The 19,391-nt window shown below is 39.7% G+C and carries 18 protein-coding genes; 4 read left to right on the top strand and 14 right to left on the bottom strand.

The features are described 5' to 3' along the window. Positions 1 to 3: 3 nt before the first annotated feature. Positions 4 to 954 carry an electron transfer flavoprotein subunit alpha/FixB family protein gene (locus D8991_RS04465; protein WP_120488972.1) on the top strand — a complete coding sequence of 317 codons (951 nt, stop codon included), beginning with the start codon at positions 4 to 6 and terminating at the stop codon, positions 952 to 954. Between the two features lie 74 nt (positions 955 to 1,028). Here D8991_RS04465 and D8991_RS04460 read toward each other — a convergent pair whose 3' ends face one another. From D8991_RS04460 to lepB, 3 genes are read right to left on the bottom strand one after another with little or no spacing between them, the layout of a single operon-like run. After that, positions 1,029 to 1,586, bottom strand: a complete 558-nt coding sequence (locus D8991_RS04460; RefSeq protein ID WP_120488971.1) for an RNA polymerase sigma factor — start codon at positions 1,584 to 1,586, stop codon at positions 1,029 to 1,031. A 25-nt stretch (positions 1,587 to 1,611) separates the two neighbouring features. Beyond that, the gene (locus tag D8991_RS04455; RefSeq protein WP_120488970.1) at positions 1,612 to 2,208 is read right to left on the bottom strand and encodes a WbqC family protein; all 597 of its coding nucleotides are present in this window, start codon (positions 2,206 to 2,208) and stop codon (positions 1,612 to 1,614) included. Next, complete coding sequence (gene lepB, locus D8991_RS04450; RefSeq protein WP_120488969.1) at positions 2,208 to 3,884, bottom strand: signal peptidase I; 1,677 nt, start codon at positions 3,882 to 3,884, stop codon at positions 2,208 to 2,210. Before lepB ends, D8991_RS04455 begins: the two co-directional genes overlap by 1 nt. 530 nt (positions 3,885 to 4,414) lie before the next feature. Between lepB and D8991_RS04445 the strand changes: the two genes are divergently transcribed. From D8991_RS04445 to D8991_RS04435, 3 genes are all read left to right on the top strand, one after another. Beyond that, positions 4,415 to 5,665, top strand: a complete 1,251-nt coding sequence (locus tag D8991_RS04445; RefSeq protein WP_120488968.1) for a BspA family leucine-rich repeat surface protein — start codon at positions 4,415 to 4,417, stop codon at positions 5,663 to 5,665. A 60-nt stretch (positions 5,666 to 5,725) separates the two neighbouring features. Further along, positions 5,726 to 7,408 (top strand): BspA family leucine-rich repeat surface protein, encoded by a 1,683-nt coding sequence (locus tag D8991_RS04440; protein ID WP_120488967.1) that lies wholly within the window; start codon positions 5,726 to 5,728, stop codon positions 7,406 to 7,408. 78 nt (positions 7,409 to 7,486) lie between these two features. Further along, a complete protein-coding gene (locus tag D8991_RS04435; RefSeq protein WP_120488966.1) occupies positions 7,487 to 9,415 on the top strand; it encodes a BspA family leucine-rich repeat surface protein in 1,929 nt (642 codons plus the stop codon). A 426-nt stretch (positions 9,416 to 9,841) separates the two neighbouring features. Here D8991_RS04435 and dapB read toward each other — a convergent pair whose 3' ends face one another. The 11 genes from dapB to D8991_RS04380 form a co-directional block, all read right to left on the bottom strand. Beyond that, positions 9,842 to 10,543 (bottom strand): 4-hydroxy-tetrahydrodipicolinate reductase, encoded by a 702-nt coding sequence (dapB, locus tag D8991_RS04430; RefSeq protein WP_120488965.1) that lies wholly within the window; start codon positions 10,541 to 10,543, stop codon positions 9,842 to 9,844. A 17-nt stretch (positions 10,544 to 10,560) separates the two neighbouring features. Continuing rightward, positions 10,561 to 11,151, bottom strand: coding sequence for a DUF5683 domain-containing protein (locus D8991_RS04425; protein ID WP_120488964.1), 591 nt, complete (start codon positions 11,149 to 11,151; stop codon positions 10,561 to 10,563). A 15-nt stretch (positions 11,152 to 11,166) separates the two neighbouring features. Beyond that, positions 11,167 to 12,057 (bottom strand): ParB/RepB/Spo0J family partition protein, encoded by an 891-nt coding sequence (locus D8991_RS04420; RefSeq protein WP_120488963.1) that lies wholly within the window; start codon positions 12,055 to 12,057, stop codon positions 11,167 to 11,169. A 37-nt stretch (positions 12,058 to 12,094) separates the two neighbouring features. Beyond that, complete coding sequence (locus tag D8991_RS04415) at positions 12,095 to 12,856, bottom strand: ParA family protein (protein WP_120488962.1); 762 nt, start codon at positions 12,854 to 12,856, stop codon at positions 12,095 to 12,097. Positions 12,857 to 13,024: 168 nt separating this feature from the next. After that, positions 13,025 to 13,858, bottom strand: a complete 834-nt coding sequence (locus D8991_RS04410) for an energy transducer TonB (RefSeq protein ID WP_120488961.1) — start codon at positions 13,856 to 13,858, stop codon at positions 13,025 to 13,027. A 305-nt stretch (positions 13,859 to 14,163) separates the two neighbouring features. Then, the gene (locus tag D8991_RS04405) at positions 14,164 to 14,976 is read right to left on the bottom strand and encodes a purine-nucleoside phosphorylase (RefSeq protein ID WP_120488960.1); all 813 of its coding nucleotides are present in this window, start codon (positions 14,974 to 14,976) and stop codon (positions 14,164 to 14,166) included. Next, positions 14,960 to 16,000, bottom strand: a complete 1,041-nt coding sequence (lpxK, locus tag D8991_RS04400) for a tetraacyldisaccharide 4'-kinase (RefSeq protein ID WP_120488959.1) — start codon at positions 15,998 to 16,000, stop codon at positions 14,960 to 14,962. Before lpxK ends, D8991_RS04405 begins: the two co-directional genes overlap by 17 nt. A gap of 30 nt (positions 16,001 to 16,030) precedes the next feature. Continuing rightward, positions 16,031 to 17,086 (bottom strand): 3-dehydroquinate synthase, encoded by a 1,056-nt coding sequence (aroB, locus tag D8991_RS04395; protein WP_120488958.1) that lies wholly within the window; start codon positions 17,084 to 17,086, stop codon positions 16,031 to 16,033. Between the two features lie 114 nt (positions 17,087 to 17,200). Continuing rightward, complete coding sequence (gene deoC, locus D8991_RS04390; protein ID WP_120488957.1) at positions 17,201 to 17,947, bottom strand: deoxyribose-phosphate aldolase; 747 nt, start codon at positions 17,945 to 17,947, stop codon at positions 17,201 to 17,203. 27 nt (positions 17,948 to 17,974) lie between these two features. Beyond that, positions 17,975 to 18,865, bottom strand: a complete 891-nt coding sequence (locus D8991_RS04385; protein ID WP_120488956.1) for an endonuclease/exonuclease/phosphatase family protein — start codon at positions 18,863 to 18,865, stop codon at positions 17,975 to 17,977. Positions 18,866 to 18,874: 9 nt separating this feature from the next. Continuing rightward, positions 18,875 to 19,333 carry a GtrA family protein gene (locus tag D8991_RS04380; RefSeq protein ID WP_120488955.1) on the bottom strand — a complete coding sequence of 153 codons (459 nt, stop codon included), beginning with the start codon at positions 19,331 to 19,333 and terminating at the stop codon, positions 18,875 to 18,877. Between the last annotated feature and the right edge of the window lie 58 nt (positions 19,334 to 19,391).

The following is a 19,391-nucleotide window of genomic DNA, read 5'->3' as shown; positions in this document are numbered from 1 at the left end:
GAAATGACAATATTCGTATATGCTGAAAATAATAATGGTAGCTATAAGAAGACTACTTTTGAAGCGATTTCCTTTGCAAAAGCTATCGCTGAAAGCAATGGAGGAAATGTAACAGCAATTACCATAAACCCAACAGATTCAGTAGAAAAACTTTATCAGTATGGTGCCGATAAGGTATTAACCATAAAGAATGAAGGTTTAAAATTCAGCCCAAAAGCATATTCACAAATTCTGGCAGAAGTAGCACAATCAGAATTGATTATCCTTCCAAATACGGTAGATTCTTCCTCAATAGCGCCAATGCTCGCAGTACAAAAAGGATTTTCTATTATCACTAATGTAACCGAATTACCGGAAAGTTTATCCCCTCTACGAGTAAAGAGAAAAGTTTTTTCTGGAAAAGCATTTGCTACTGTGCAATCTGAAACTACTGGAACAGTGCTTACATTAGCTACTAACTCATTTGGGGTAAAAGAAAATCCGCAATCATCAGCAGGAACAGAGGAAATAATCAATTCCACCGTTCAGAATACTGATGTACAAGTGATTTCTACTGAACAAAGTATAGGGAAATTAGATTTAAAAGATGCTGATATCGTAGTTTCTGGCGGTAGAGGGCTGAAAGATGCTGAACACTGGCACTTGATTGAAGAATTAGCTTCTGCACTTGGAGGAGCTACAGCTTGCTCAAAACCCGTTTCCGATATGGGATGGAGACCGCATAGCGAACATGTGGGACAGACGGGTAAAACGATTTCCCCTAACCTCTATATTGCTGCAGGAATCTCTGGAGCTATTCAGCATTTGGCAGGAGTAAATTCCTCTAAAACAATTGTAGTTATTAATTCCGATTCCGAAGCTCCTTTCTTTAAAGCAGCAGATTATGGAGTGGTAGGAGATGTATTCCAAGTGCTTCCAGAGCTGACTAAAAAGATAAAAGAAGCAAATACATAAGATAAAAAAGAGCTCCGATAGATTATCGGAGCTCTTTTTTTAGTAAAAATCCTCTTCCCTATCAATAAAATAGACTAATGACTAAAATCATTTTCTTTAAGGAGTTGTGCTAAGACTTTTTTTGCTCGCATAATTCTCACTTTGGTATTTGCTATTGAGATATTGAGCACTTCAGCAATTTCTTTTATACTCATTTCTTCAAAAAAGCGGAGACGGATAATCTCAGCGTAATTTGCATCCATAGTAGAGACAATATCCTGAATTTTTTTATGCTCTTCTTCGGAAATCAGGAGCTCTTCTGGAGATTTTGCAAATTCATTTTTTACCTCTTCGAGGTTTCCATCTGTATCCTCAGCTTCTCGGGCTTTCTTCCGCCAGTAGTCTATAATCGTATTTTGAGCAATGGTAAGCACCCAAGTCTTAAACTGAAAATCAGAGTCGTAAAGATGTAATTTAGAGAGTACTTTGGAGAAGACATTAACAGTAATTTCATCTGCTAAGTTCTCGTGCTGTACCTTCTTCATCACAAAGGAAAAGACCTCTACCCAATAGAGATTAATCAGAGCGGTTTGGGACTTCTGATCTTTCTCTCTCGCCAGTTGAATGAGCTGTAGTATTTGTTTTTGCTCCATTGCTCAGCTATTTCTTTTAGCTATTTTAGATATTCTGCAAGTATGCCAATGCTTCTGGACCTTTATTACAGATTAAATCCAGCACCGATAAATCTTCTATAAAGCCCATTTTATCCGAAAAGGTTTGATAATACTCTTCAAAACCATAATGCAGAGGTTTTTTAGCACTAAACTTCTCCCTGTAATCATTCATCTGAGGCTGTTTTATATACTCCTCAGTAAGCAAAAAGCCTTTATCTGTCTTTAAAATACGCTGCAAAACCTCCAACGCCCTAAGGTTGAATTTCAGTAATGAAGGCTCACGAGTCTCAAAGATTGATTGGAGCTTATCTTCGTAATATTCAAAGTAGGGAGAGGATTGATAGGCAGTCTTAATAGACTTCCAATGGAGCTTTTGCCAATTCTCAGCATAGGAGATTTGTATATCTTTCATCAGCCTGTCTCCCGTATGTTTTATAGGGATAATGAGGGATAATTTCCCATTAGCACCATAGATATTCGCTCTGTTTCGGTAGGTTTGTTTAGGAAAATTCTCATACTGTTCCAGTGTAATATCTTCCTGAGCGATAAACCGAGCAAACCAGCTCACAGGCGGGAGGTAGAATACAGGTAAGAGGTTCATTATTCGTCTTCTTTTTTCTTTTTGAATATCTTCATAATATAATCCCAGCCGAAGAAAAGGGTCAGGATGAGCACCGCAAGCCACCAGTAGGATGTTTTATTAGCATCGCCTGTATTTACGGCTTTAAACATTCTTTCCCATCGGATTTTAAATGGTGCTTGGTAGATTTTTCCTTCCGAATAGGATACCCCTCGCTCAGAATCTGAGAACAGCCCTTGTAGGCTTAGCCAAGCGAACATAGGCTTACCCATAATGTGCGTTTCTGGAACGAAACCGAAGAACCTTGCATCTAATGAATTGTCTCGGTTGTCCCCTATCATCATATAATAATTGTATTTTACGGTGTATTGATCGGTCTCTTTGCCATTGATGAAGAATTTACCGTCTTTATGCACCAATGTATTGCCTTCGTATTGGGTAATGAGCTTTTGATATTCTGGTAGGTTATCTTCGGTAAGGCTAATAACATCTCCTTTTTTAGGAATTCTCAGTGGGCCATACCAGTCTGGGTTCCAGTTTTTATTATGAGGGAAAATCGTATTGGAATAGTTGATTTTATTACTAAGAACGAGCTCTCCTTCTTCCATAGATTTTACTTTATTTATATAGTATCCCACTGTTTTTTCGCCTTTGGGGTCTATATTTTCTTCTACGGAGGTTACGCCAGGCATTGCTTTAAAATCTTTTACCATAGCATCGGTAAGTCCGCTAAATACATAGACTCCGTCTTTCTCCTCGAAGGGTAAAACGCCATAGGCTTTGAATATTGCATCAATGTCGAGGAGCTGCTCAGTGGTTACGGTATAGGAATGCTGTACTTCGGCATCTGCCATTCGTTTTTCGGGCTTTCCGTTGATGAACACCTTACCTGCTTTTATCTCCAATACATCACCAGCAGTGGCGAGCAGTCGTTTTACATAGGGGTCTTTCCTGTCTATTGCGGTATGCACCGAGTCATCAGGATAGTTGAAGACCACAATATCATTTCGCTGAGGCTCACTACTGAAAATCCTCAGATACGGGAGCTCTACAACATCTACATAGGACTTAGGGTCGTCTTTCGGATTGCCTTTCTCACCAGTATCCATTATGGTGCTTTGTAAAAAAGGGATAGCGAGCGGTCGTGTAGGCATTCGGAAGCCATAGCTCCATTTATTAACGAAGAGGAAATCGCCCACAAGGAGTGTTCTTTCCATCGAGCCGGTAGGGATTCCGAAGGGTTGGGTAACGAATGTGTGTATAACGGTAGCAAATACCGCTGCGAAGGTTAATGAACCGATGAGCGTATCTTTTTTCTTCTCCTGCCGCTCTTCTTCGGTAAGGAAGAGGTCTTCCATTTCATCTATTTCAGTATCATCAAAGTAGTTGATGTACGCCATATAGATAAACGGCAGTACAACGGTGAGGAACTTTTGAGGGAAGAGCTTTTTGCCGAATTTATCCATCAAAAGGAGGTGAAAAACAGTCATCATAATGCTTCCCACAATCGGCATATAGGCAAGGAGTGCCCACCATTTCGGTTTTTTTGAGACCTTTAGTATAAGGAAGTAATTATAAAAAGGGACGAAAGCCAAAAGCGGGTGATGCCCCATTTTTCTGAAAAGTTTCCAAGTAGAGAGCCCCATTAGTGCGGATAAAATGAGGACAAAAACAGTGTATTGAACGAAATATTCCATTGATATTTTTCGGTTTTTTCGGTATTTAATCGCTTAAAAAGCAGGTGCGAATATAAATATTTTAAAATAAATCTTTTTTCTATTGCGCAATAGACTTTTTTATATAACTTTGACGCGTTTAAAATAAGGGACCCCCCCCTCTATTTTTCAAGTGTTTATATTTTTATTTAATATTTAAAAATCTAAAACAGTATGATAATATGCATGGGTAACTATGAAAATAGACATAAAGAGCCAAGGGAAATTTTCATTAGCCATCATAAAATAAAAAAAGATATGCAGACAGTATTGCTAAATACTGAAACTTAACCAACGAAGGATTAAAATACCAATATAGTGAGGTATTTTAATCCTTCGTCTTATTCTTTTACCCCTTCAAATCTGAAAGTAGAAGAAAAAATATTAAAATGAAACAGGAGATAAAATCTCTATCCGAAGAGGAATTTTTATCTCGGGAGAGCGCCGAAAATCCTTAATAGAGTAAGCAATTGATTAAAAAAATAAGAACAAGTAATAAGTAAGTATTAGAAATGAAGAAAATTTCAATTTTATTCGCATTATGCCTCGCAATAGTGGCGTATGCACAGGGAAATCCCCTCATCGGTGTATGGAAAAGCGATGCCAGCGGCGTAGTGGAGCTCTCCGCTTTGGGAGATTTTAGCTATACCTACGAAAAAGTAGGCGAGCCAAGTGTATCGGGCTCAGGCTCGGCAGTAGCGGTGGGAACTGAGTTTCAGCTTAAAATAACAGAATCCGTAGGAGAATATACCATTAAAATAAACCCAACGGGAGTTTTTAGACTGAAAAAAAATGGAGGCGATGCTTTCCGAAACCTCAGCCAATGGGGAGATATAGACTGGGCAGAAGACCTCTCGGGAATGTTTAGAGAGTGTAGCCAACTGAAAATAACCGCTACCGATACCCCAGACTTCTCCAAAGTAACCGATATGAGCAGGATGTTTCTCAATTGCGCGCAATTAGAAAATGTACCCAACATAAACGAATGGGCAGTAGGCGAGGTTACCGATATGGAATCTATGTTTGAAGGAGCAAAGCAGTTTAACGGCGATATCTCCCAATGGAAGGTAGGCAAAGTGGAAACAATGGTGTCTATGTTTAAAGGAGCAGAGGCATTTAACCAAGACCTCTCCCAGTGGGATACCGAAGCCCTTACCGAAACCGTAAGTATGTTTAGAGGTGCAAAGGCTTTCAATAAAGATATCTCTGGCTGGAAAGTGCAAAATATCTTGCTAATGAGCGGTATGTTTTATGACGCAACGAATTTTAGCCAAGACTTAGGCGCTTGGAAGATAAAAACAGGTGCCACGCTGGCAGGGATTTTTAGAAACTCTGGAATGGATTGCGAAAGCTACAGCAAAACCCTCAAAGGCTGGGCAGAAAATTCTGAAGTAGGAACAGGCGTAAACCTCTCTACCAACTCCAAGTACGGAGATGCAGCAAAACCTTATAGAGATGAGCTCATTAAAAAGAAAGGATGGACCATCAGTAGCGATAAATATGACGATAAATGTACCGTAGACTTAGGCATAGCTGATGCCCCTACCCGACCAGCCCTCAAAGTACTGAAACCCGTAAAAGATGAGCTCATTATCTCAAGCCCAGAAGAGATAAAAAACATTGAAATCTATACCGCTTCTGGCGCACTCATCAAGACATTAAAAGGAAAACAAAGAGCCGTAAGCAACCTACCAAAAGGGCTCTATATCTTAAAAATAAATACAGAAAATCATCAGTACACAGAGAAAATTATTAAAGAATAATCATCAGAGATAATCCATCTCATCATTAAATTAAAACAACATAATTAATATATTTCAATAATGAAGAAAATCTCGATTTTATTCGCATTATTCGTCGCAATAGTGGCGTATGCGCAAGAACCTTTCGTAGGAGTGTGGAATGCCCCAAGAGGACAAATAGTCTTCGCAACAGAAGGAGAATTTAGTTACTCCTATGAAAAGGTAGGAAACCCTAGTATCAACGGTATAGGAGATGGCTGGCCTAATAGAACAGAACTGTTCGTAAGCCCTGGTAAATACAAAATCTCCATCGTACCAAAAAACAATAATAAATTTAGATTTAAAGACCTTAACAACTTCCTCGAAGTACAAAAATGGGGAAGCGTGAAATGGGCAGATGACCTCTCAGGGATGTTCGCTAACTGTAACGAACTCCAAATAACCGCTGACGATACTCCCGATCTATCTGGGGTAACCAGCCTTAGCGGGCTCTTCAGCGGCTGCTCTTCATTGGAAACCATCAATGGATTAAACGACTGGGATGTAAGCAATGTTCAAGATATGAGCTATATGTTTAGCGGTGCTACGCATTTCAACCAAGACCTGTTCAAATGGAATATGGGCAATGTAAAAAATGTGAGCTATATGTTCCAGGAAGCAAGCACTTTTAATGGAGATATCCATACTTGGGAATTCAAAAACCTCGAAAATATGGAGTATATGTTCCGAGAAGCATTTGCATTTAATGGCGATGTATCTAACTGGAATGTAGGCACTGTAACCAATATGAAAGGCGTATTCTATAGAGCAAAAGCCTTTAGTGGAGATGTCTCTAACTGGAATGTATCCCAAGCTAAGAATATGGAAGTGATGTTCTATGAAGCATTACAGTTTAATAGCGACCTTTCTAGATGGAATGTAGGTAATGTAACCCTTATGTACGCTATGTTCTCCAAAGCTCCGCTATTCAACTCCGACCTTTCTAACTGGAATGTGAGTAATGTTACAGGAACTTGGAGTATGTTCCAAGGTGCTACAGCTTTCAATAGCGATATTTCCAGATGGGATGTGAGCAAGGTAACCGATATGAACAATATGTTTAAAGAAGCAGAGGCATTCGACCAAGATATCTCCCAATGGGATGTAAGCAAGGTAACCAATATGGGCTCTATGTTTGAAAGTACAAAAAATTTTAATAAAGATATCTCTAACTGGGATGTAAGTAGCGTACAAGTACTTGACTTTATGTTTGAAGATGCTAAGGCATTTAACCAAAGCCTTGCAGGATGGAAGATAAAAGATAAAGCCCATATGACGAACTTCCTCAAAGAATCTGGAATGGATTGCGAAAACTACAGCAAGACACTCAAAGGCTGGGCAGATAATCCTAACACAGGTAAGGAAATCCACTTCTACTCTACCGCAAGCTACGGAGATAGTGCAAAACCTTACAGACAAAAACTCATCGATGAGAAAGACTGGAAAATCTATAGCGATAGCTACGACTCAAGCTGTACTGCCGACTTAGCAACAGAAACAGTAGCGCAAAGACCACAGTTCTTCATCATAAAACCAGTAAAAGAAGAGCTACACATTCAAGGCTTAGACGGCATCAAGAGCATAGAAATCTACTCCGCAAACGGAAGCCTCGTAAAAACACTCAATGCAAACCAAAGAGGCGTAAGCAACCTTTCCAAAGGTGTGTATATCCTTAAAATCAATACCCAAAACGGTACTTATACAGATAAAATCATTAAAGATTAAAACCTAATTTAATAGCCCCTGAGGTCAACTTTGGAGGCTTTTGTCTATATTTTAGAAGCATAATTAAATACATTTATAATGAAAAAAATTTCAATTTTATTCGCATTATTCGTCGCAATGGTGGCGTATGCACAGAAGCCTTTCGTAGGCGTATGGAAAACAAATAAGAAAGGGGAAATCTCTTTTGGAAGTGTGGGCAACTTTAACTATACCTACGAAAAAGTAGGCGACCCAAGTGTAACAGGTTCAGGAGCAGGTGTGCCTGCAAAAACAACCCTCAACTTGGCAAATGGAGAATATAAAATCACCATCACACCAACAGAGGCTTTTAAATTTAAGAATCTTAGCGGCATCATTGAATTAAAAGAATGGGGAGAAATAAATTGGACGGATGATTTATCCGACCTCTTCCGAGGATGCTCTGGTCTTAAAATAACCGCAACTGATAAGCCGAACTTTTCTAATGTAACCAATATGAGCCATATGTTCTACTATTGTAGGGAAATCGATAATATCCCTGGCATAGAAAACTGGGATGTAAGTAAGGTTACCAATATGAAGAATATGTTTAACAATGCTGCTAAATTTAACGGCAATATCTCTGGCTGGAATGTATCCCAAGTAGAAGATATGAGCGGGATGTTTGCCCACGCACAAGCATTTAACCAAGACATCTCCAACTGGAAAGTGGGCAATGTAAAGAATATGGGAGGAGTTAACTTCTACAAAGGAGGGATGTTTGAAGGAGCTAAGGCATTCAACCAAGACCTCTCCAAATGGGATGTGAGCAAGGTAGAAAATATGAGCTATATGTTTAATGGCGCTACGGCATTCAACCAGGACCTCTCCAACTGGAATGTGAGCAATGTAAACAATATGCAGTATATGTTTAGCGATGCGGTCAACTTTAACCAAAATATGCCAAACTGGAAAACAGGAAAAGTGAAAAATATGGCAAATATGTTCAACGGTGCTATAAAATTCAACGGAGATATCTCCAACTGGGATGTAGAGCAGGTAACCAATATGAACTCTATGTTTAATGGTGCTTCTGAGTTCAACTCCGATATCTCTAAATGGACGGTAGACAATGTAGCGCATATGAACTCTATGTTTTTTAATGCTATAGCTTTCAACTCCAACCTCTCTGAATGGAGCGTAGGTAAAGTGCAAGATATGAGCTCTATGTTTGAGAATGCAAAAGCATTTAACCAAGACCTCTCCAAATGGGATGTAACCAATGTAACCAATATGAGAAGGATGTTTAACAGAGCAGGAGTATTTACCAGCGACCTCTCTAAATGGAATGTGGGGAGCGTTACCAATATGACTGAGCTGTTCTGGAACGCAGCAGAATTTGAGAGCGACCTCTCTAACTGGAATGTAGGCAATGTAGAAAATATGGAGTTTATGTTCCATGGAGCAGAGAAATTTAATAGCGACCTCTCTAACTGGAATGTATCTAAAGCTAAAAATATGAACAGAATGTTCGTAGGTGCAAGAAAATTTAACCAAAACTTGGGAAGCTGGACTATTCCAACGGATGCTAAACTCGGCGGTATATTCTCCTTCTCTGGAATGGATTGCGAAAACTACAGCAAAACCCTCAAAGGCTGGGCAGAAAACCCAAATACAGGAAGTGATGTAGTCTTCTCTTCTCAAGCCGTTACTTATGGTGCTGCTGCTAAGCCTTACAGACAAAAACTTATCGACATTAAATGGTGGAAAATCTCTGGCGATACATTTGATGCAGGCTGTACTGCCGACTTAGCAACCGAAGATGTAGCGCAAAAACCACAGTTCTTCATCATAAAACCAGTAAAAGATGAGCTTCACATTCAAGGCTTAGACGGCATCAAGAGCATAGAAATCTACTCCGCAAACGGAAGCCTCGTAAAAACACTCAGCACAAACCAAAGAAGCGTAAGCAACCTTTCCAAAGGTGTGTATATCCTTAAAATCAATACCCAAAACGCTACTTATACAGAGAAAATCATTAAAGATTAAAACTCTGATTGAGCAAATTAATATGAAACAGTACAGCCACTTATGGTTGTACTGTTTTTCTTTTGGATTCTTTTGTGAGCCGATTAATTCCCGTAATCGAATCAAAATTATCGTATATTTGAGCCGATTAATCAATATTAATTGGCTCATAGTATTATTTATTAATACAACGGAGGTCAAATTTAATACGATGACGCATTAATTTAATGAGATGGAGGTCAATTTTAGACCGTCGTCGGTCTATTTTAATGCGATGGAGGTCAAAATTTGACCTCTGGAGCACTAATTTAGAGGTATAGAGCATTAATTTAATGCTCCATCTTAGTAATCTTACTAAGATTTTCTTCAAAAACAGATAAACTACGCATTAAAACAGAGATAATTTTATTAATTTCATAAAAAAGAAGGCTTTCGCCTCCTCATTTTTTATACTCCTAAGACATCTTTCATACTGAAAATGCCCTTTTTGTCTCTTAACCACTCGGCGGCAACTACCGCCCCGAGCGCAAAGCCTTCCCTACTGAAAGCCGTATGTTTTATCTCGATTTCATCTACTTTGGAGCGGTAGAATACCGAGTGCGTACCTGGAACTTCATCTTCCCGAATGGCAAAAATTCCTAATTGGGCACCTTCGGTTTCATCTAATTTCCACAAATGAAACTTCGGATGATGAGCGATAAGCCCTTCAGCTAAGGAAATTGCCGTACCGCTCGGTGCGTCCTTCTTATGAATGTGGTGTATCTCTTCCAGCTGGGCATTATACTCATCAAAATGAGCCATCATCAATGCTAATTTCTCATTCAGAGCAAAGAAAAGATTCACACCGAGAGAGAAATTAGAACCATAAAGAAAAGCGGACTGCTGTGCCTGTGCGATTTGCTCTATTTCTGGCTTCCTGCTGAGCCAGCCCGTAGTACCGCAGACCACAGGCGTATGGTTTTCAAGGCAGGTTTTTATATTCTGGAAAGCCACTTCTGGCTGGGAGAATTCTATTGCCACATCGGCATTATTCAGCGTCTCGGAAGTCGGGGTTTGGTTGAGCCTGGCAACGATTTCGTGCCCTCTCTCGGTCGCGATTCTATCGATAATCTGCCCCATTTTACCATAACCCACTAATGCTATTTTCATTTTATATTCTGTATGTATTAAAATCTAAAACTAAGGCTTATTCCTGCTTTTGCATTCTGCTCGGCATACTCATCGTAGATAACGGTAGGTTTCAGAGTCAGGTTTGGGTCTCGCTTCATCTCATAAAGATGCGCATCTACCACTGCATCTATAATATTGAGCACATAGATAAGCCCCGTAATGGCAATGGCATAGTCTCTTTGCCTTTTAAATTTATCCTGAATGCGCCCCAAAACCTCCTCATTCACTCCCTGAAAACCAGAGAACTCGTGAGGCTGCCCATTAAGCTCTGCAATAAAGGCAGAGCGGTATTTATCATACTTCCGCTGGTTCCAGAGAACGATGCCTACCCCTGTGCCAATCCCTCCCCAGACAATAGGAATCTTCCAGTATTTCTTATTATAATACTGCCCGAGCCCAGGTAAAACTGCAGAGTATAAACCCGCCTTCACAGGGCTGTTAGGAGTAATCTTTAAAGGTTTATTTATCATCTGAATGTCTCGCTCTATATCCTGCACGGTTTGAGGTGCTACCTTTAAGGTATCTACCTCCTGTGAAAAGGCAAGATGAATGATAAAACAAGAGATGATGAGCAAAAGTTTTTTCATATTTATAAGCGGTGGCTATCGGTTAAAGTAAGCGAGAATCTCTTCCAGCACTGCTTCGTTTTTAAAATCCAAAACCAGCTTTCCTTTTTTACCATTGGCAGAAGTTTTAATCTCCACTTTTGTATCCAGCAGGTCACTGAGGTTTTTCTGAACTTTCTTATGATAATTAGAAATCTCCCTTTGAGCTTTGATTTTCTTCTCCTTCGGATTTTTTATCGCTGATGCTAATGCCTCAGCTTGGCGAACATTTAAGCCTTCTTTTATAATCTGCTCGAAAAGCTGCTGCTGCTCCTCCTCAGTATCAAGACTAAGGATGGCTCTACCGTGCCCCGCTGAAATTGCAGCACTACGGATGGCATTTTGTACCTCAGGAGTTAGTCTGAGCAAACGAAGAGAATTCGTAATGGTACTTCTCTCCTTCCCTACCCTTTGGCTGAGGTTTTCTTGGGTAAGACCGATTTCCTCCAAAAGTCGCTGATAAGTAAGGGCAACTTCTATCGCATCGAGGTCTTCCCTTTGGATGTTTTCTACGAGCGCCATCTCCAGAAGCTCCTGGTCATTCACAAGGCGAATGTAAGCAGGGATAGTTTTTAAGCCTGCGAGCTTAGACGCACGGAAACGCCGTTCACCAGAGATAATCTCAAATTTATCTTTATCCTTTCTCAGGGTAATGGGCTGGATAACACCGAGTGATTTAATGGACTGAGCCAAGTCGGTAAGGGCTTTTTCATCAAAATAAGTCCTCGGCTGTGTGGCGTTGGGGTAGATATCCTCTATTGGAACCTCCACAATATTTCCAACCAGCTTCTCGGCACCTGCATCGGTAGCGGTGTGTATTGTATTTTTAGATTCAGAGTTTAGGATTGCCCCTAAACCTCTGCCCATTGCTCTTTTTTTGTCTTTCATTTTTTAAGTTTTTATAGCGCTTAAAACCGCATTTTCTCTATTTTTTATTTTTAAGAAGCACCTCTTCTGCCAGCTGTATATACTGTACTGCACCTTTGCTTTCGGCATCATACATCAGGATGCTTTCACCAAAACTCGGAGCCTCGCTAAGCCTTACATTCCTGCTGATAACCGTCTCAAAAACCATTTCTGGGAAGTGCATATTCACTTCCTCCACTACTTGATTTGAGAGGCGAAGCCGGCTATCATACATCGTAAGGAGGAGCCCCTCTATGCTTAAATCAGGATTATGGATATTCTGCACATTCTTAATGGTATTGAGCAATTTACCCAAGCCCTCCAATGCAAAATATTCGCACTGTATAGGAACAATGACCGAGTCTGATGCCGTAAGCGCATTGATGGTAATAAGCCCCAAGCTCGGAGCACAATCAATGATAATGAAATCATATTGGTCTTTAATGGGTTCTAAGGCAGTTCTGAGCATAAACTCTCGGTTTTCCTTATCTACCAATTCTATTTCGGCAGCAACCAAATCAATGTGAGAAGGAATAATATCTAAATTCGGGGAGCTGGTTTTGTATATGCAATCTTCCACCTTTTCACTATGCTCTAAGAGATTGTAGGTAGAATTTCTCACTTCTTCTACACCGAGACCAGAGGTTGCATTTGCTTGTGGATCAGCATCAATAATCAGTACTTTTTTTTCAAGAACACCGAGTGCAGCGGCTAAATTTACCGCAGTCGTCGTTTTTCCTACACCTCCTTTTTGATTTGCAATTCCTATTATTTTAGCCATTCTAAAAATTATAATTCCCCAAAAGTACAAATTTTTTATTCTTGCAATAAATTGATATTGATATAGCAATATTTAATCCTCTACAAACCAAAAAATTATTAGAATAAAAAATTATCCACATTCGGTTATAGAATGTGGATAAAACTATAAAAAAAAACAGCTATGTCCTTAGTTAAATACTACAGAAACAGGGAATCTAAAATAGCTCCTAACAGGTCGTCCATCAATTTTTGCAGGCGTCCATTTTCCTTTTATACTTTTGATAGCACGGATGGTTTCTTTGTTAAAAGCATCATCTTTTCCACTTGCCTTGATATTAGATATACTACCATCTTTTTCAACGACAAAAGTGATTTCTGTACTTAATTTTTCATTACTTTCCTCAAATTCGGAAATATCAAAACTGCTCATCACCTTATTTCTAAAAGCATCTATCCCACCTATGAAATCTGCGCTTACATCTACCTTCGTCTTTGGTGAATCATCTATTATAACAGGTTTTTCAAATTTCACTTCTCCTGTATTACCGCTGTTATTCATCTCATTTGAAGACCGATTAAGTCTAATATCCGGTGATTTCCCCTGTATGGTCTCCAACCCTCTTATTGCATTTAGCGATTCTTCATTGGTAGGGACTGAGCTTTCATTTGTCGCATTTCGTTTAGGGTCAGGCACTCGGCTATCTACTGTATTTACCTTCTGGGGTTTAGGGGGAGCTATTGATTTTTCAGGGAGAGGCTTCTCGTCCTCTTTTTTCTCTATATTTTCAATATCCATAGGGCGAGCAACGACCTCTACCGTAGCCTTAGGCTCTTCTTTAAAAAGACTTGTTACCAACGGAATGATGGATACCGAGCTAAAAAATGCCACTCCAATAAACATTGCTTTTGTCAGCATTTTGTCTGATTGATAGCGCAGGTCATAAGCGCCATATTCTTTGTTTCTCCCTTGAAAAATCACCTCATCTAAGAGGAATTCTTCTTTTTTAAATAAATTTTTCATTGCATCTGTTTTTAATTTTATTAAACTCGTCTTATTTATTATAATTTTTAAGATTATTTTCAGTATTTCAATCCAATGATTATCTACTCTACAAAGTCTTTGCCAAAAATAAATAAAACTGAATATCTATTATAATTTCTAAAATCTAAAGCAATATCCTCTTTTTACAAGATTTGCATTATTTTTAAGTATTTGATGGAAGTCTTTTTCTAAGATATACTACCCAGAAAAAATAAAAGGGGGCAAAGCCCCCAAAATAAGTATTCAAATGAATCTTTCTTTAAAAAAGAAAGAGACGATATCCCCTAATAATTCTTCACCAAGCCTTTTACAATGCTGATGACATTAGGCATTGCTTTTTCGGCGGCTTGTAGAACCTCATCGTGGGAAACGGTAAAGGCAATGTCTGGCCCACCAAGGTCGGTGATGATAGAGATTCCGAAGCAGTCCATCCCCTGATGCTTAGCCACGATAACCTCTGGTACAGTGCTCATCCCCACAGCATCTCCACCGATTGCTTTTACAAGACCGTACTCGGCAGGAGTCTCGAAGGTAGGCCCTTGAAGCGCTACATATACTCCTTGATGTACTTTGATGCCTTTCTCTGCAGCTACTTTCTCTGCTATTTCAATCATTTTTCTGCTGTAAGGCTCACTCATATCTACGAAACGAGGACCGAATTCATCTATATTCTTACCTCTGAGCGGGTGCTCTGGCATCATATTAATATGGTCGCGAATAATCATTACATCTGCCACACGGAAGTCTTTATTTACCCCACCAGAAGCATTGGAAACGATGAGATTCTTGATACCAAGCGCGTGGAAAACCCTGAAAGGGAAAACTACCGTCTTAATATCGTGCCCTTCGTAGTAGTGGAACCTACCGCTCATCATCAGTACTTTTTTGCCTTCGAGATTTCCGTAGATGAGCTTGCCTCCGTGCCCTACAACGGTAGTCTGAGGAAAGTTTGGAATCTCGCTATACTCCAATGTATGTATCGGCTCTACTTCGTTTTTCAAAGCACCAAGCCCAGAGCCTAATACGATTGCGAAATCTGGGGTTTCTTTGATGATTCCCTTAATAAATTCTGCGGTTTCTTTAATTTTGTTTAACATAGTCTATAATTATTTGATTAAACTCTTCTTTTTTATCAATGGATAGATTTATCGGCCAGTAAAAAATAAGACCTCTAAGGTAATCAAAAGTTTTCAATCTTACATAATCCTTCTCGGTAGTGAGGATGAGTTTATAATCTCCAAGCTTTCGGTATTCATCCATAATCTTCTTTATATCAGCATCTGTAAAGTTATGATGATCCTTAAATTTTAAATGTTTAAAATTCTTGTTAAACTTGGAAAGATGTTCCAAAAGGGGCTTAGGATTGGCAATCCCCGTGATGAGGAGAATGTCGTAATACGCCAGATTATTATCGGGGAGCTCGGTAGGTTTTCCCAGCCCATCTTTACCAAACACCTTTTCATCATAGCTAATAGATGAGAAAAACACCTTTTGATTCTGTGTAGGCTTTATACGAGAGATATAATACTGTTTCTTCTCCTCTGTAAGGTTATCTGGGCATTTGGAAACCATAATAACTTGTGCTCTTTTGGCTCCTGCTTGGCTCTCCCTAAGGTTGCCCGCTGGCAATAGGAAATCTTTAAAGTAAGGGTCGTTATAATCCGTCATCAGAATGTTAAAACCTGCTTTTATCGCACGGTGCTGATAGGCATCATCCAAAAGGAGAACTTTTAAATCCATATCGGGAATCATCTTCTTTGCTCCCTCTACTCTATCTTCACAAACCCCAATAACGAAACGATTTTTAAACCTCTCGAAGAGCTGCATAGCTTCATCACCTACCTGCCTGTAATTACTGTCGTAATTGGTAATCCTGTAGCCTTTCGTCTGCCTGCCATAACCACGAGAGAGCACTCCCGTTCGGTAATATTGAGAAAGCAAATCGGCAAGATACATCACCATTGGAGACTTTCCAGAGCCTCCTACGGATAAATTACCTACATTAATGATTGGGGTTCTAAACCTTGTGGACTTAAGAATTCCTATGCTATACGCCAAGTTTCGGGTAGCCGTAGCCAAATGATAAACGAGGGAAAAAGGATAGAGATACCATCTTTTCATACGGGTGCAAAAGTAGTTCTTTTCTTCCTTTTAATAAAATGAATCCTTAGGCAACGACCCGTAAAACTCAATAGACTCAATGATATTTTTCTCCGTGGATTGATAATCATAAATACCGCTTCCCACCGCAGAGATAAGGGAGAAATTAATCTTCCCAGACGCATTCTTTTTGTCATTGGTCATTAGGGAAATCAAGGATTCATCTGTAAAATTCTGGATATTGAGCACTGGATAGAATTTTCTTATCGTGTTTATAATATTATCACGGGTTTCTCTATTAATCAATCCTTCAAGACAAGAGAGATAAGTCTCGCAAATCATACCTGCTGCTACTGCTTCTCCGTGGGGAACCAAACTTCCTTGTTCCAAGAAAAGGCTCTCAATAGCGTGCCCGATAGTATGCCCGAAATTCAGTGTTTTTCTGATATTTTCTTCCTTAAAATCGATGCTTACCACCTTCTCTTTTATCATCATAGATTCTTTGATGTAGGGCGAAACTGCTACTACATTAATCTCCGAAAGAGAGGAGAGGTTCTCCCAATGCGAACGGCTGGCAATAAGACCGTGCTTAAGCATCTCTGCAAAGCCACTCCTAAGCTCTACAAAAGGAAGGCTATCTAAAAAGTTCGGATAAACGAAAACAGCTTCTGGATGGGCAAAAGTCCCCACTACATTCTTCAAAAACTGATGGTCAATCCCCGTTTTACCACCGATAGAAGCATCACACATTGCGAGGAGGCTTGTCGGCATATTTACAAAGCGAATCCCTCTCTTATAAGTAGATGCCACAAAACCACCAAGATCGGTAATAACCCCTCCGCCAAGGTTGATGAGCAATGATTTCCTATCCGCACCGAAATCTGCCAATATCTCCCACAGTTGCTTTGCCGTTTCTATGGTTTTCATTTCCTCACCTGCTTCTATTTCTATAATTTCAAAAGGAATATCGGTCTGCATATTGAGTAAAAGCGTAGGCAAGCAGTACTCATTTGTGTTTTCATCACAAAGGATGAATATTTTAGTTGGTAAAGCCTCAGACAAATACAAATTCAGTAGAGAAAATTGAGTATCTAATATTGAAATCATTTGAATTTTAATTTTTAGCTGTGCAAAAATACTAATTATATGAGGTTGGTAAGAGATGAAAAAAAAATCCAGAGGCTTATCAGGCTCTGGATTTTGTATTTGAATGATGATAGCTTAGTATCCTGCGCTTGAAGGAGCAGTACCTTTACCCGAAAGAGCGAGGGCAGAGGAAGTACCAATCCTCTTGACACCGAGCGCAATCATATCAAGGGCTTCTTGGTGGGTTCTAACGCCTCCCGCAGCCTTTACGGGGAGCTTACCCGCGTGGGCAATCATTATTTTAATGGCTTCTGGAGTGGCTCCATTGGGCTTTCCGCCTTCCGTTTTATAGAAACCTGTGGAAGATTTAACGAAAATCTCTTGCTCTCTACCTGCAAAACTCTCCTCTGCCCACTGGCGAATGTGAGAAGTGATGCTGGCAATCTGCTCATCGGTAAGAGCGGCGATTTCGATAATCCATTTCGCGGTTTTATGATGTTTGAGCGCGAGAGCGGTACATTTTAGGAACTCATCTTTTACATAAGCGAGCTCATTTGCCTTAAATTTCTCGAAATTAATGACGAAATCGAGCTCATCTACGCCATCGGCAATCGCCTTTTCTGCCTCTGCGAGCTTCGCCTCTACAGATGCGGTGCCCTCGTGGAAGCCGATAACGGTACCAACCTTAACGGAGGCACTCTTTTCCTTGATATAGTTCTTGATGAAGTGGACATATTCTGGACGAATCATCACTTCGAAGAAATGGTAGTTAATGGCCTCGTCGGTGAGCTCAATTACCTTTTTACGGGTCTCTTCTGTGGTGAGACCAGACTGTTCTGGGAGTTTTAGATAAGTGGAATCTAAAAAATTTTCTACATTCATAGCTTACTAATTTTTTATGTTAATAATTCAGTTAATAATTGTCTTAGTTTGTATGATGACGGGGAAGTGATCGCTTTGTCCGCCCAAGTATCTGCTTCCGGCGAAGGTTCGCGAGGGCTTTCCGTGCTGCTTCAGTTGTTCTGGAGCAAAGATTTCTGCTTTTACAAACGCTAACGGGAAGTTTTCTGACACGAGATGTTCGGAGAAGAGAATCTGATCAAACAACAAACCCTTTGAGCGATGGAAATTGGAAAACGACCTATTGGCATAAACCTCTGAAAAAGGGTTTATCAGCTGGAAACGAGGGCTTATATTCATCAGATTTCTTATGGCTTCATCATTAGGATTGGCATTAAAATCACCGAGAATGATGACGGGCTCTTTTTGGGCGTTAAGATTGTTTATCAGATGCTCTTTGAGGGTGTTCAGTATGATTTCTCTTTTGTTTTTTGCCTCATCTGACCCTCTTCGGGACGGGAGATGGAGGGTATAAACATTGAATATTGAGTTGCAATACTGTATTTTAGTAAAGATGATGCTTCTGGTTTCCGAAACGGGAAGAGGCTCGGAATGGAGGACCTCTATTTCCTTAGAATCATAGAGTAAAGCGGTATCTACGCCCCTTTTGTCACGGCCTTTGTAATGTATAATGCCGTAGCTAGAAAGCGGCGGATATTGTATTAAGTCTTCCAGAGGCTGTATGCCCTGTACCTCGCATACGCCAATGATGATCGGGAGGCTCCCGTAGGTTTTTTGTATTAATAGGAGTGTTTCTGAAATGCTTTTTAGCTTTTTTTGGTATCGGCTGAGCGACCAATTTCTCAATTGATTATCAATATTCTGAGAACTTAGAGGATAAAATAAATTCTCCAGATTGTAAAACATCAAAAGGGCAGTATTTCCTTTGGCTCTCAGCATTATCTTGTATTATCCATTAAAAATCATTTTCTTTTTCACGAAATAATTCAGTATTGAGGTTAGAATAATCGCAGATATTTTGCTTAAAACCTCCGCGCTAAATGTGAAAATGATGAGTTTTAAGTGATTCTTGAAAACAAAAGTAAAAAATATTTGAAAGAAAACCAAACTCAGAAGAGTACTTAGCAATGAAACCAACATAAAGTAGGCAAACTCCCTCCTTTTGGAGTGCTTCCCCCTCTGGAATACGAACCAAATGCTGAAGAAATAGTTCGTAATAATGCCGAGCGAGGTAGAAAAAACATTGCTCAAAGGGAAATGTATGCCGTAGAAATTGGTCTCGGAGGAGATGATTGAAGGGAGAATGAGGCTTAGTCCTTTAAAACTACTCACCTCTATCATCGCACTAAGACCGCCCGCTATAATAAATAAGAATAGCTGTTTTTGTTTGAAAAAGATTTGCTTCATTGAAACACATTTGGGCTGCAAAAGTAGTATTTAATCATAAATTAGTGTGAATTTAATT

It is taken from the genome of Bergeyella cardium, assembly GCF_003614945.1.
GTDB lineage: Bacteria > Bacteroidota > Bacteroidia > Flavobacteriales > Weeksellaceae > Bergeyella_A > Bergeyella_A cardium.
The sequence above is the reverse complement of the archived record's forward strand: the minus strand, read 5'-3'. Positions and strand labels throughout refer to the sequence as shown.